The 14,127-nt window shown below is 44.0% G+C and carries 18 protein-coding genes; 15 read left to right on the plus strand and 3 right to left on the minus strand.

Going from position 1 to position 14,127, the window contains the following annotated elements; genetic code table 11:
* Positions 1-17: 17 nt before the first annotated feature.
* Positions 18-1,331, plus strand: coding sequence for an alkaline phosphatase (locus KAI36_RS07000; protein WP_220027355.1), 1,314 nt, complete (start codon positions 18-20; stop codon positions 1,329-1,331).
* Positions 1,332-1,535: 204 nt separating this feature from the next.
* Here the strand turns inward: KAI36_RS07000 and KAI36_RS27665 are convergent, their stop codons facing one another.
* The 3 genes from KAI36_RS27665 to KAI36_RS07015 form a co-directional block, all read right to left on the minus strand.
* A complete protein-coding gene (locus KAI36_RS27665; RefSeq protein WP_007429455.1) occupies positions 1,536-1,625 on the minus strand; it encodes a putative holin-like toxin in 90 nt (29 codons plus the stop codon).
* A gap of 202 nt (positions 1,626-1,827) precedes the next feature.
* Entirely contained in the window at positions 1,828-2,433 is a 606-nt protein-coding gene (locus tag KAI36_RS07010) for a DedA family protein (protein ID WP_220027356.1), read from the minus strand.
* Positions 2,434-2,448: 15 nt separating this feature from the next.
* Entirely contained in the window at positions 2,449-3,024 is a 576-nt protein-coding gene (locus tag KAI36_RS07015; RefSeq protein ID WP_220027357.1) for a class I SAM-dependent methyltransferase, read from the minus strand.
* A gap of 287 nt (positions 3,025-3,311) precedes the next feature.
* Between KAI36_RS07015 and KAI36_RS07020 the strand changes: the two genes are divergently transcribed.
* The 14 genes from KAI36_RS07020 to KAI36_RS07085 all read left to right on the plus strand — a co-directional run bounded on the left by KAI36_RS07020 (position 3,312) and on the right by KAI36_RS07085 (position 14,111).
* Complete coding sequence (locus KAI36_RS07020) at positions 3,312-4,148, plus strand: hypothetical protein (RefSeq protein ID WP_220027358.1); 837 nt, start codon at positions 3,312-3,314, stop codon at positions 4,146-4,148.
* 80 nt (positions 4,149-4,228) lie between these two features.
* Positions 4,229-4,582, plus strand: a complete 354-nt coding sequence (locus KAI36_RS07025; protein ID WP_053324926.1) for a FlxA-like family protein — start codon at positions 4,229-4,231, stop codon at positions 4,580-4,582.
* 262 nt (positions 4,583-4,844) lie between these two features.
* Entirely contained in the window at positions 4,845-6,314 is a 1,470-nt protein-coding gene (locus KAI36_RS07030; RefSeq protein ID WP_220027359.1) for a hypothetical protein, read from the plus strand.
* Between the two features lie 300 nt (positions 6,315-6,614).
* Positions 6,615-7,043, plus strand: coding sequence for a GNAT family N-acetyltransferase (locus KAI36_RS07035; protein WP_220027360.1), 429 nt, complete (start codon positions 6,615-6,617; stop codon positions 7,041-7,043).
* 11 nt (positions 7,044-7,054) lie between these two features.
* Entirely contained in the window at positions 7,055-7,516 is a 462-nt protein-coding gene (locus KAI36_RS07040; RefSeq protein ID WP_220027361.1) for a hypothetical protein, read from the plus strand.
* 36 nt (positions 7,517-7,552) lie between these two features.
* The gene (locus tag KAI36_RS07045) at positions 7,553-8,365 is read left to right on the plus strand and encodes a helix-turn-helix transcriptional regulator (protein WP_220027362.1); all 813 of its coding nucleotides are present in this window, start codon (positions 7,553-7,555) and stop codon (positions 8,363-8,365) included.
* Positions 8,366-8,470: 105 nt separating this feature from the next.
* Positions 8,471-9,427 (plus strand): aldo/keto reductase, encoded by a 957-nt coding sequence (locus KAI36_RS07050; RefSeq protein ID WP_220027363.1) that lies wholly within the window; start codon positions 8,471-8,473, stop codon positions 9,425-9,427.
* Between the two features lie 254 nt (positions 9,428-9,681).
* A complete protein-coding gene (locus KAI36_RS07055; RefSeq protein WP_028542993.1) occupies positions 9,682-10,173 on the plus strand; it encodes an 8-oxo-dGTP diphosphatase in 492 nt (163 codons plus the stop codon).
* A gap of 15 nt (positions 10,174-10,188) precedes the next feature.
* Positions 10,189-10,410, plus strand: a complete 222-nt coding sequence (locus KAI36_RS07060; RefSeq protein WP_346730196.1) for a hypothetical protein — start codon at positions 10,189-10,191, stop codon at positions 10,408-10,410.
* A gap of 40 nt (positions 10,411-10,450) precedes the next feature.
* Positions 10,451-10,972, plus strand: coding sequence for a GNAT family N-acetyltransferase (locus KAI36_RS07065; protein ID WP_220027364.1), 522 nt, complete (start codon positions 10,451-10,453; stop codon positions 10,970-10,972).
* A 28-nt stretch (positions 10,973-11,000) separates the two neighbouring features.
* Positions 11,001-11,450 (plus strand): hypothetical protein, encoded by a 450-nt coding sequence (locus KAI36_RS07070; RefSeq protein ID WP_220027365.1) that lies wholly within the window; start codon positions 11,001-11,003, stop codon positions 11,448-11,450.
* A gap of 24 nt (positions 11,451-11,474) precedes the next feature.
* Entirely contained in the window at positions 11,475-11,978 is a 504-nt protein-coding gene (locus tag KAI36_RS07075) for a DinB family protein (RefSeq protein ID WP_220027366.1), read from the plus strand.
* A 153-nt stretch (positions 11,979-12,131) separates the two neighbouring features.
* Entirely contained in the window at positions 12,132-13,166 is a 1,035-nt protein-coding gene (locus tag KAI36_RS07080; RefSeq protein ID WP_220027367.1) for an NAD(P)/FAD-dependent oxidoreductase, read from the plus strand.
* 225 nt (positions 13,167-13,391) lie between these two features.
* Positions 13,392-14,111 (plus strand): HEAT repeat domain-containing protein, encoded by a 720-nt coding sequence (locus tag KAI36_RS07085; RefSeq protein WP_220027368.1) that lies wholly within the window; start codon positions 13,392-13,394, stop codon positions 14,109-14,111.
* Positions 14,112-14,127: the final 16 nt, after the last annotated feature.

Consider the following 14,127-nt stretch of genomic DNA (forward strand, 5'->3'; position numbering starts at 1 on the left):
TATTGGAGTGTGACCTTGTGAAAAAGCGTTCGATGAAAAAGAGTATCCTTGCTTTCGGTGCCATTACTGTTTTGAGTGCGCCATTGTTATCTGCTAATATCCCTAACGCTTTTGCAGCCTCATCTAATACCAAGTCTACTACCGCACAGGTATCCAAAGGACTGAAAACTTCGTCAGCGAAAGTCGATGCTCCTAAGAATGTCATTCTCTTTATCGGCGATGGTATGGGAGAAGCAAGTCGCAACGCGATTCGCTTGGCGACGGTAGGGAAATCGGGATTACTTGAAATGGACAACATGCCTGTAACTGGCTTGGTTAGCACAAGTTCAGGGGATAATCTGGTTACGGATTCCGCCGCCGCTGCGACTGCAATTGCAACAGGTGTGAAAACGTATAACGGTGCGATCGGAATGGATTTGAATAAAAAACCAGTGACAACGATTATGGAGCTGGCTAAAAAAGCAGGCATGTCTACAGGTGTCGTGACGACAAGCCAAGTGACAGACGCAACGGGGGCCGCCTTTGGTGCGCATGTCGAAAAACGCTCCGCTCAAAGCGAGATTGCCAAGCAGTATCTGGAGAAAAGCAAGGTGGATGTTATTCTGGGCGGTGGTGAGGATTTCTGGTACCCTGCCGGAACAGTAGGCAAACATCCAGATGCGCCGGCAGAAGATCCTGAGGAAGCTAGTAAGGGAACTCAAGGAAATTTGGTAGAACAAGCGAAGAAGTTGGGTTATAGCTATGTGACAGATCAGACAGAAATGAAAGCAGCTAAAGGTTCTAAGTTGTTAGGGCTGTTCGCCAATGAAGAAATGTTTCAAGCTCACAACAAGCTGGGTAACTCTTACAACCCAACGGTTTCTCTGCCAGATATGACGGCTAAAGCGATTGATGTTCTTTCCAAAAACCAAAAAGGTTTTTTCCTGATGGTAGAGGAAGAAGGAACGGATGAAATGGCGCATGACAATGAAGGTGAGTTAACGATTAAGGCTGGGCAACAGCTCGATAAGGCCGTTAAAGTAGCTAAGGATTATGCCAAAGCACATCCAGATACATTAGTGTTGGTGACGGCAGATCATGAAACGGGCGGTTTGGCGATTGAAGGCGAAGATGCAGAGGATGAATCCGGTGAAGGCATCTCCAAAGAGGATGGTCCTTTTACTGTAAAAGGCTCTAATGAAAAGTTTTATATCGACTGGACTACGGGAGGACATACATCTGTTGATGTGGCGTTAACCGCGATGGGCCCAGGCTCTTCTCAGTTTAGTGGGAATTACCCAAATACTGCCATTCATGACAAGCTGGTTAAGCTACTTCAATTAAAGAAGTAACGTAGTGTGAAAGCTGCCCCTTAAAAAGATTTGCCATATTGGCAATATGGTTTTTCCTGTGATAAACTAAAGTCAATAAGTATATACTAAAAAAGAGCAAGGATGCTGCCAACATCCTCACTCTTTTACAACAGCCGCTTATAAGGGCGGTGGCTGTATGGTTGGATTAGTAAAATAGACCGCTAACCTTTTCCAGAGGGCGGTCTATTTCTTTTTGTTGAAGGAAATAATCAAGATCACCAACGTTGCAAATTGAATCATCAACATTAATGTATCTTTAACCTCCACAGGCATCACCTCCTTTGCAGGAGATTAGCCGACCGCCCATCTAAGCCATTCTGTTGTTAGTTTATAGTATATCATATGGATAGTATTGCTAAAAAGGACAAACCTGAACTAAAAAGTTACCTGTCGTGCCACTGCGCAGTCGGATGGGAAGCACCAAAGGTAGCTTTAAATTCGCTTATATTATGAACATGCCGAATATACTCAACCTTTACTCCTCCGTTGTTTTCTTCCCCCACACAAATTTCATTATAAAAAATATAATTGTCAGCATGATGAGAAGCAATGCCATCTGCAAGCCATAACGATGGATCAGTTCTCCTGCTGCTTGTACATGATCGCCAAAGATACGTCCGAGTAGAAAGAAGATCAGCGTCCAGATCAAACCTGTTGAATAAGAGAAGAGGGCATAGCGCTTGAAGCTCATTTTATTGATTCCGACAATATAAGGGATAATGTGACGGACGATCGGCAGCAAATAACTGATGCAAATAGTGAAGTTTCCATACTTATGTATCAATTTTTCCGAAAACGTAATGTACTTGTCCATTTTTTTCTTCCGGCGTAAACGTTCTAGAATCGGTGTGCCCACGGTTCTCCCCAATACATAACCTAAGGACAAGCCTGATATAACCCCAAGATATACAATTAAAAAAGCGGATAACGGGTGAAGTATGCCCATGCCTGTTACAGCCCCGCCAGTCATCACAATGACTTCATCCGGGATGGGCAGACCCACAATTCCGAGCCATAGAGAAAAGAATAATGCTGCATAGCCGTATTGTTCGATGATGGAAATTAAATATTCCACGTCCATACCTATACTCCTTTCTTATGCTTTCTTTCGGCATACATACACGAATGCGGGTGGAATATTCATAGGCACAAACTTAATTTCTTCAATATCAAACCATTCACCTAACTGTTGTTTCATCTGTTTAGAGTATTGAAAGGCCACAAACATTCCTCCATCCCTGAGCGATAGATGAATTTGTTCTACAATTTGATTTCGCATCGCTTGTGGAAAATTGAAAAATGGCAGCCCGCTGATTATGCAGTCAAGCTGTTCTATTTGGGCATTTTTCATAGCAAGCTGAAGCTCACGCGAGTCGGAATAGCACAGATAGTTCGGGAATCTCCTTTTTAAACTCTGCTGCATGGTCTGATCCTTTTCAAAGAGTAAAACCTTGGGTTGAAATTCAGCAGCAGACGGGATGTATTGGGTAATTGCCCCCGTGCCAGCACCAAGCTCGGCAACAGCATGAACTTCACTCCATGGAATGGATTCTATCATATTTTTAGCTAAAAATCTGGAACTTGGTGTTACACTACCCACGTATGCAGGCGAGTACAAAAATTTGACTAGGAACATAAGTCTCTCGTGAACCAAGTGGCTAATACGGATCATACATCATTTCCCTACTTTCAATTTTTAAAATACGTTCATTTATTCTTTGCTAAGAGTAACAAATTATCCCTTTACTTACTCCTGTCTCAAGTAGGGTTGATCCCCCCGTCTTGCGGAGGGGATTTTCCTTGACTATGGTCTAGGAAATAAAAAAAGGATTACGGTATTAGTGAGTCTGTATTTATTCAGTTATCATTCAGCATACCCTCAGGTTACATTCAGATTTGCTACCGATGAAAGGTAGGTGGGCAGCTAAAAACATTATGTACACTGAGAGGGGATCTACTTTGTCACTATCCATTAACAGGCATCTCATCACGACTTCCTATGATCAATCGAATACGGTGAAGTCAAATGAGAATGGACTAAATACCACGGGTCATACCACACACAAGAAATCTAACGATTCACTCGAATTGAGCAAGGAATTTATGGAATACACGGGAGGAATGCAGGCTCCGCTTCCTACGGAAAACTACAGTAATGATTACAAGTACGACGACCAGGATACCATTGCACTAACTACAGACCAACAGAAAACGCTGTTGTCTGATCTGCAAAGTTATCTGATGTCTTCAAGTGTTTCCTCTGATACAGATGAACTCACCAATAGCACGAAGAATCCGTTGGCTTCGGTTAGCGACTTATTAGCCGGCGTGGATCTTTCGACGGCAACAGATGAGGAAGTATCGGAGCTATTCGATAAGATAGCAGAAACGATCCAAAATAATCGTCCTGCACCGCCGCCTGAAGGAGACCCGTCCCATCCTGAAATGGATAGCAGTGGTCTGCCTCCTATAATGCAGGCGATGGGTGGAATTATGCCTCCATTCGCAAGGAATATCCAAGAGACTCCCAATCAAGAGGATAACAGTGCTACATCTGAGAAAGAGCTTACAGTAGATGAAAAAAGATCCTTGCTGAGTGATTTGCAAAGCGTTCTGAGTTCCAGTCTTATATCCGAGTCAACAGCTTCGGACAAAGATCAGGAAACAGATCTGCTTTCTGCATTAAAAGACGCGTGGGGAAATACAGATGAATCGAATGCCACAGATGAAGAAATATCGGCTTTATTCGATAAAATCGCTAAGATTTTTGAACAATCTGTATCATCGTCGTCATAGTCATTAGAGTGCAATACCATAGCTTAGAACTGGTTAGCCCACACGTGTAAACTCATACTTTTATAAAGGGGAAATCTCGTATGAACATTTCATCCACATCCAGCAGTTCTATATCTATTGCAAGCACTTCGTCTTCATCCAGTACCAACGATACAGCTAGTCTGGAAAAGCAAAAAGCTCAACTTGAAGCGGAGTACAACAAGGTACAGCAAAGTAAGGATAATAAAGATACAAAAGAAACAAAAATGAAGCAGCTTCAGCAGCAAATTAAACAAATTGAAGCTCAAATTGCACAGCAAAGTTCGCAATCCAGCAGCACGTCAACTCCAAAAATGGAAAAGCCCGCTCCAAGTAACACGGAAACAACTCGTATCAACAGCGCTAACAGCAGTGATATTACGGGAGTGGGGAAATCACTGGATATTTCAATTTAATCATTCCATCTCTTCTCCTGTAGGACAGACGATGGATACCAACGATAGCAGGCTCTCCGTTTCATCGGGGTCTGCTTTTTTGTGCATTCAGTAAACGTTCAGTGAGCGCTCATTTTATTTTCAACCTACTGTTATAAGATGAATTTGTAGCTGATCAGGACAAGCATTGCACTTTCTATGATCTACTCGACACCTTGTAAATACATCAAGTCCAAGCATACAGGCTTTACCCAATTAAATTCTATGAAAAGGGATGATTGTAATGAAGAAGAAATTGAATGTTATCGCTACTGCTGTGCTGCTGGCTTCTATTACTGCATCATACGCTTATGCGAGCTCATCAACAGACGGAACAAATGCAGTTTCTAGTTCGTCGTCTGTAACTGCCACTCAAGAAGATTCTTCTACAGTAACTTCTACAGACAGTAGTACCACAGGAACCAGTACGACAGTAGAGGCACCTCCTGAAGGAACACCTCCAGATGGCGAACCACCAAGTGGAAAACCGGGTGAAGGCTCAGACAGTTATACAGACAACGGAACAGCAAAGTACACACAAAGTGGTAAAAGTGTAACCCTGTCCAAGCAGACGATTGCAGCTGATCAGGCAGATCAGTCGATTGTCAAAGTAACGGACAGTGGCAAATTAACACTTACCAAGTCCAGCTTGACGAAAAAGGGTGCGACGTCGTCAGATGATTACAGCAACTTTTATGGCCTGAATGCCGGTGTTTTGGCCGCTTCTGCTAGCACCATTCAGTTATCGGATTCTACTGTTAAGACGGATGCTAATGGAGCCAATGCTGTTTTTGCAACAGGAGAGGGTTCTACAATTCATGTAAAAGATGTTACTATTCAAACCAGCGCCGACTCCTCGCGTGGATTGGATGCCACCTTGAAGGGAACGGTTAATGCAACGAATGTCAATATCAAAACAGCTGGTGAGCATTCCGCTGCGATTGCGACAGACCGGGGAAACGGTACGATTACTGTAATCAAAGCAACGGCAAAAACAACGGGAAAAGGTTCCCCAGGTATCTATTCGACAGGTACCATTACCGTGTCTAATTCGGATTTAAAAGCAACCGGATCGGAAGCGGCTGTCATTGAAGGTAGAAACAGCATTACGGTTAATAACACCAGCTTGTCTGGAGATGTAGATCGTGGAGTGATGCTGTACCAAAGTTTCTCGGGTGATGCCGAGGTCGGAACCACCGTCTTTACGATGAATGGGGGTACATTGACAGCCAAAGCAGGTCCTATCTTTTATTCAACTAACACAGAAGCTGTGGTTAACCTGAAAGGGGCCAAATTAAAAGGAAATACAGGAGTACTGCTGAATGCTGCTGCAGACAAGTGGGGAACCACAGGTTCAAACGGGGCCCATGTGACGCTTAACGCGGACAACCAAACATTGCCGGGCAGCATGACTGCGGATAAAGTTAGTTCCATTACGGCTAATCTGAAAAACAAAACAACTCTGAAAGGCACTATTAATTCGGAAAACACAGCCAAGTCGGTTGCGTTAAATCTGGATAAAACAAGCAAGTGGGTCGTTACATCAGATTCCTATCTGACCACTTTCACAGACAGTGACGCTGAACTTTCGAACATCGTGGATAATGGACACACTATTTATTATGACGCGGGTGAGAGTGCAAATAACTGGTTAAACGGGGAGACGATCACTCTGTCTAGCGGCGGCAAGTTGACTCCAGTCAGTGCTTCATAAGCAGTAAGACGTCAGAAGTCACTTCAATTAAATCCATAGGAATAAAAACAGTTGCTGGTCTATTAAACCAGCAACTGTTTTTACGTTTACTTCAGTATTTTGCATGAATCCAGGGAGTGACTTTCAATCAGCGCTATATAGATCGGAATAATTTTATCTGTTTAAATGATTCATGTGACTAAACATAGAAAAGTATATACAATATATAACAGTAGGAAGATGAAAGTATTTTAACCATATTATTTTATATATTTAAATCAGTAAGTGCTAGTATTCATTTCAAATTGGAGGATTTATGCCATGACGCTGGAACCTCAAATGAGTCGAGGTAGTAGGGATGAAGCGCGTTTAGTCAGAAACAAATTGATTGAGTTTAATGCGAAACACGTCCCAGCAGATATTCGAACCCAATACGAAGAGATTAATCTTACGCTTAAAAATGAAGTCGGTCAGGTGATAGGCGGTCTCCTAAGTGTACTATGTTGGAACTGGGTGGAGGTTGATATTTTGTGGGTAGATCAGCGCTACAGAGGAAAGGGCTACGGTTCGCAACTGCTTGGTGAAATCGAACAAATTGCTAAAGATAGAGGGTGTAATTTTATACAACTTAATACCTTTACTTTTCAAGCGCCCGAATTCTATGAAAAGCAGGGGTATGAAGTCGTTGGTGTCATTGACGATGCTCCAAGAGGCTTTAAACACTATTATTATAAGAAAAGTTTCTACTGAGGGCCCCATATATGCGCGTACAGATCAAGGAAATAAATAAAGATCATCCTATCATCATTCGTAGTATTGGCAAGGAAAAAGTATACGGCTACTGGACATATTTTTGGCATGAACTGACTTCTGGATATGCGTATGTTGTCCCGTATGAACAAAGCTTGAATAAAATGATTCCCGGCTGTGTGATTTCGGTCGAGACTTCTCAATCCAGTATAGAAGGGTTCAGAAGGCTGAAGTCTACTGAAGAGACAGGGATTTTTCGGCCTCAACCAAAGCTAGGCGACTACTGGATTCAAGGAACGATACATCAAGTGATGCAGGGCGAAGCAGGCGGGATAGAATGTCTGGAGATTGTAATAGGAGACACTACGTTTATTTTGGATTCTGATGAAATGAATGGTGATGTCAACGTTAAGGCGGGCGACGGTGTCGCCTTTGAAATCATAGGCCTACAGTTGTTTGACGAGGGACTGTGATCGTAATATGGCGATTGATTTGAAAAGAGGTGACACATGTCTAATGATTATAGTAAATCGAAAACGTTGGGTGCTTTTCTGAAATCACGTCGAAATCGAATTCAACCAGAGCAGGCAGGTCTTAGGCTTTCACAGGGCCAGCGAAGAACACCTGGGCTTCGCCGAGAAGAAGTTGCTATGCTGGCAGGTGTCAGTGCGACGTATTACACATGGCTAGAACCAGGTAGAGAAGTAACAGCATCTAAAGAGATTATCGAAAGTATAGGAGAAGCTCTACAATTAACTCATGATGAGAGAGCACATCTAATTCAATTGTGGAATCCCAATGAGACGGTTGCTATTTCGCCCATCCATACAACGCTGAATCCACAGTGGCAACATATTATTGATCAGTTGTCCTATCCTTCCTTCATCAGCAATGAGAAAGCGGAAGTGCTTGCTTGGAACAGCGCGGCGAATGAGGTCATTACCGATTTTTCTTCCCTGTCCGTTTCTGAACGTGTCATGATTCGTTTATTGTTCGTGGATTCCGAATTACGTCGTCGAATGGTTAACTGGGAAGAATTTGCGTCCTATTCGGTGGCTGTTTTTAGAACCTATTATGACAAGTATTTAGGAGATCCTTGGTTTGAGGAGACGGTAGAACGGCTACGTGTGGAAAGTATGGAGTTTGACACCATGTGGAAGCTGCATCATATCCAGCTCAAAAAAGTGAATCGGGTTTCCTTTCAAATCCCTGGCGCTCTGGAGGCCGTTTCCTATGATATTAATTCTTTAGCAAGTATTACGGACCAACCGGGTCTGCACTTTTGTATCTACACGCCAGTAAGCCAATCCTCTGCCTGGTAATCTTGTTACTAGTATAAACGTACTGTGGTTGCCTTCATACGGGTCCATTAGAATGAGTACATGTTCATTCCATCCATTTACCCAAAGAAAAGAGGGAACCATGATATGCTGAAAAGGAAACTGGGACGTGAAGGGCTGGAGGTATCAGCTCTGGGCCTTGGCACGATGATGATGCTGAACAACGAGGAGTCGGTGCGCACACTTCAGGGAGCGCTGGACCTTGGTGTAACGCTGTTTGATACAGCAGATCTTTATGGTGAGGAATACGCACAGCAGAAGTTCGGCGGCAATGAGAAGCTGGTTGGACGTGCGCTCAAGGGTCGTCGGGAGGAGGTAGTGATTGCCACTAAATTCGGGATCACGCACACTCAGGGACCCAAGGGAGATCCGGCATATATTAAAAAATCCGTGGACGCCAGTCTATTTCATCTGGGGATCGATTATATCGACCTGTATTATCAGCATCGAGTTGATCCCAATACTCCAATTGAAGAGACCGTCGGAACGATGGCCGATTTGGTTAAGGAAGGGAAAATCCGTTATATCGGCTTGTCAGAAGCGTCGGCTGAACAGATCCGCCGCGCGCATGCGGTGCATCCAATTACCGCAGTAGAAACCGAATATTCCTTGTGGAGCAGAGAAGTGGAAGATGATGTTCTTCCACTTCTGAACGAATTGGGAATCGGCTTCGTACCCTACAGTCCACTGGGTCGAGGTTTCCTCACGGGACAGATCAAGAAATTTGACGATCTGCCAGAGGATGATTACCGCCGTCATTTCCCTCGCTTCCAAGGCGAGAATTTTAACAAAAATCTAGAGGTTGTCCTCCTGATCGAAAAACTGGCTGCCCAAAAAGGCTGTACTTCTGCTCAGTTGGGGCTGGCATGGCTGCTGGCGCAAGGAGACCATATCGTTCCGATTCCGGGAACGAAGAGACTGGAAAGAGTGCGTGAAAATCTTGGTGCTTTACAGATCTCCTTGTCGGAAGCAGAGCTTCAAGAGATCGAGCGCATTTCGCCTAAAGGCTTCGCAGCAGGTTCTCGTTATCCGGGGCGTGCCTAGAAAACTGATTATTGGCATGATGGATAAGACCGTTCCTTTCTGGAGTCGCTTGGTAGTACCAACGGCTTTGCAGAAAGGCGGTCTTTTTTTGCTGATTTTGACCGACTTAGGCATGAGTCTTCTAATTTAGTCTATGGTTAGAGTTATTGCGCTCTACAAAATAACGAGTTAAAGTATGAGAAATGCCATATTTAACCACAGTTTGTCGGTGTGAAAGTTAAAAGCTAGATCATGAATCGTGAATAAAGAAAGGTATGATCGGATTGACAACAGAAGTGACACACAAAATATATACCATGTGTATGATTCAAGACGGAAGCAAGGTATTGCTTATGAATAGACCCAATCGAAAGGGGTTTCCGGGTTATATTGCTCCAGGAGGAAAAGTAGAGTTTCCAGAAAGCATTGTGAATGGGGCCATTCGTGAAGTAAAGGAAGAAACAGGCTTAACCGTTACGGAAATTGTATTTAAAGGAATCGACGAATATTGTGATCCAAGTCAAGGGCTGAGATATATGGTCTTTAACTATTTGGCTACAGCCACTGAAGGTGAACTATTAAAAAATCCCCCCGAGGGGGAACTGCTGTGGGTGGATATGAAGGAAGCGCTAAATCTGCCGATGCAGGATTGGTTTAAGCGGAGATTTCCATTGTTTTTTGAGCCGGGAACGTTTGAGGTTAGTTTCGTTTGGCTGGCGGATACAGATGAAACCCTAGAAGCAACGATTAAGAGCTATGGTGTGTAGAGATGACGACGACATTTGGAGAACGGCGAAGAAGAGTTGGCACAAGGTTTTCTTACTGCTTACGCACAAGGGATGAAAGCTAAAGAAGGATTTACTGAGCGTTTCCGGGTACATATGCTGCATCAGCAGGTTCTAAACTGGGGATGTGCCAAAGCGATGAAGCAAGTCACTTGGGATGATAAGCTCTCTTTTGCAGCTTGGGCGCAAAAATTCATGGATATTGAATATAAGCAATAGCAGATGAATTGAATGTTTAAAGAGGGGGGGAGTGAGCGGGATGCAGACCGTCAAATTGGTACAGCCGGATCAGAGCTGGAAGGACGCTTATCTTTCATTTTATGAGGAATGGAAACAGAGCCAGGAGCATATGGTACCTTGGGTGATTTCTTTAGAACCGTACGATTTTGAAGGTATGCTGACGGTTTTAAGTAATCAGGAAAATGGAATGAACCTGTCTGAAGGCTGGGTCAAAAGCTCAACATACTGGCTTGTGAATGCGAATGAACAGGTTGTGGGAGCAGTGAATATCAGGCATGACCTTAACGAACATCTAATGAATGCCGGAGGTCATATCGGTTACGGTATCCGTCCTTCTGCACGAGGGAACAGGTACGCTGTTACAATGCTGGCCTTGGCGTTAGAAAAAGCAAAAGAGCTGGGGATTTCCCGAGCCCTGGTCGTATGCGACTCCGATAATATTGCCTCCAAAAAAACAATCATACAAAATGGCGGAACACCGGACAAGGATTACATAGAGGAAGACGGAAACCGTGTAAACCGGTTTTGGATCGAACTGTGAGTGAGAAAGAGGGGAACGCGAGAAGCTCATGAAATTATGGCCTGAATATGCGCAAAACATCATTGTTGGTGTTATTTTTGAAGGGAAATGGAATTGGTATGTGACGGAAAGAGAGTATTGGTTTTTGAATACCGAGATGGAGGAACGGTTTGGTATCCCTATGTTGGATGAAACCACAGCGGGAGCATTTTTGGATCACATCTATGAATATAAGGTGGCTACTGGGGAACTAACTTCAATGCTCCAGTTGCTTGATGATGCTATTCAGCATAAGGATGAAGTGTTGGAGTTCTGTCCTGCTCTCTATGTTAACTTTGACGAGAAAATTCTCTATTCGCTATTTCCTGAGCCAGCTTCGTTTGAACACTATGTCCCAGCGGGGTGGAAAGGGGAATATCAAAACTTTTTGAACGAGGTACCTTCACCTGAACAATATTGGATGATCGATGGAAGTAATTTTTTTGAGAAATTCACTTGATAGGACGAAGGAGGAAATGAATATATGGATTCTTCCATGCATGAGTTTAAAATCATATCCAAGCACAGAATGTACGATCAATATTTGGTAAAGTTGCGGGCATGCATTGTGCTTTTGGATGAACAGGTGCTATGGCGCGTTGGTGAGGTGGAAACGAACAGCATTGGTGGGATCATCAACCATATCATGGTGCATGTGCGCAGAAACGCAGCCAAGCTCATGGATCCGACGATTACATACAAGCAAGGAATGGAGGATAGCTTTATACCTTCCATACAAAACAAGGAACAACTGATGGATGAGGTAGAAGAATCTTTTTCATCCTTCTGTGCAGCATTGGACCATACGGGGACGATAAATATATATGATGTATATCATGTGGTGGAGCATACGGCTTATCATCTGGGACAGATCATAGACCGAGTTCAGAGATTGACAGATCACCGTTTTCAATTTGTACAGACAGGACTTAATGAAAAAGCATTGCATGCGATAGTGCAGCAATCCTTGCATAATCTACGAGAATAACGGAAGCAGTAGCTATATAAACCTATAAAATGTAGTTCTAAGGTCACAAAAACCTCTCTAATGGTCATGTTTTTATTTCTTAATTGATATTGATAATTATTATCACTTATAATAGGAGCAGACATATTACGTTATGATAGGGAGAGTTGCAGAGTGACAGTGTCCTTGGAATTATATAATGTAACGATCATCGGCGGTGGTCCTGCCGGTATGTATACCGCATTTTACAGTGGAATGAGAGATATGAAAACCAAGCTGATCGAAGCCAAGCATGAGCTGGGCGGACGAATGCGCATATACCCAGAGAAGATGATTTGGGATGTCGGGGGGGTTACCCCGGTTTTATGTGAAAAGCTGATTGATCAGCTGGAGCAGCAGGCGCGGACGTTCGAGCCTACCATTGTTCTGGGACAGCAGATCACTGGTTTGGATCGGCAAGAGGATGGCACGTTCCTGCTAACTTCTGCCACAGGGGAACAGCATTGGACACGCACGATCGTTCTGGCAGTAGGCTATGGTATTCTCAAAATGGCTAAGCTGGAGATTGAGGGGGCGGACCGCTATGAGGTTACGAACCTGCATTATACTGTACAAGAGCTGGAGCCATTCCGGGGCAAGCACGTCCTGATTTCCGGTGGAGGCGACTCGGCAGTGGATTGGGCGAATGAGCTGGAGTCTATTGCGGCGAGTGTGACCGTCGTACATCGTCGGGATCACTTTGGCGGACATGAGAAAAATGTAGCTCGTATGAAATCATCCTCGGTCCGTGTTCTCACACCATACGCGGTGAGTCAGCTACATAGCAACAACGGAGAGACGATTGAACAGGTTACGATCAGTCATGTAGATACGGACGAGGTACAGGTGTTGAATGTCGATGCCGTCATCGTGAATCATGGGCTTAAATCCGACTTCGGCCCGCTTCGGGATTGGGGGCTGGATATGGGTGAGTGGCATGCCCGAGTGAGCGAAAAGCTGGAAACGAATCTGCCGGGGATTTTCGCGGCAGGTGATTTTGTCGAGTACGGAAGCAAACTGTATCTAATTGCCGGTACGTTCACAGATGCCGCCCTTGCACTGAACAGCGCCAAGCTGTACATTGATCCAGCAGCTGACAAAGCGGCATATGTATCTTCTCATAACAGCCGATTCAAGGAAAAAAACCGCGAGCTTGGTGTCGTGGAGTAAGAATATGGAAATAAGTTATATAGGATTAGAGATAGGGTAGGGAAAATGTAAAAGAACTTCCGCGACTACAATTCATGTGGTTTTGGAGGTTCTTTTTTTTGCCAGGTTACTGACTTCTCGTTCTAAAGGTTGGATGCATACACCATATAGAATAAAATGAAGATAGCCTGTCCTTTTCGGTTTTATATAGTAGATTTTGAGTAGAGAAGATAAGGAGCGTGAAAAATGAGCTTACAAGAGGTACTTGAACGGCTAGCAATCCATCTGCCAGACGACATGGTGGAAGCTTTGCATGTACATAGCAAGGAACGAGAGGGACGGAACGTTAAGCTTCGACTCATGAATGAGCAAGAGCTTGCCGAGGGAATCAAGTGGATGGGGCAGATTGAGGTATTTAAACATATCGTCCCTCTATGGACGGATGACCATTCTAATTATGTTGGCATATATGTGGAGGGGCCGTTAGCATATAAGTTGTGTTATATAAGTCACGAGGAAACGGATTTGTCACCGGCGCACAGAAGTGCGTTTTCTCTGATTGCAGAGTTGGAGCAAAATCCAGCACTGGAGTGGGAACAACTACGTAAGGATTATCCATCCGGCGATGACATTAGCACAGAACAATTAGCGGAAGATATTCGTTGCATGAATGAACTAAGAGCCTTGCTAGAGAAGGATTCACCTGTGGATGATGATGTGAGATGTCAGCTTCTTTACAGCCTAATGGCGATCACGCCTATCTGCGAACTAGACTCATTGCTACCCTATTTGGACGATGAGGATATGTATGTACAGGAACGAGCATGTGTCCTTTTGGGACATCATGGATATCAGCCAGCGACCGAATTATTAAAAGAAGTGGTGAAGCATGGAAGCCCGAATGGGAAGCTGGCAGCCCGTAAGGCGCTCTCAATGATTCGTAGTAAGCAAATGGACAAGCATTAAAAAATTAAACGAACCT

The organism is Paenibacillus sp. S02 (assembly GCF_019454065.1).
Lineage (GTDB): Bacteria > Bacillota > Bacilli > Paenibacillales > Paenibacillaceae > Paenibacillus > Paenibacillus polymyxa_B.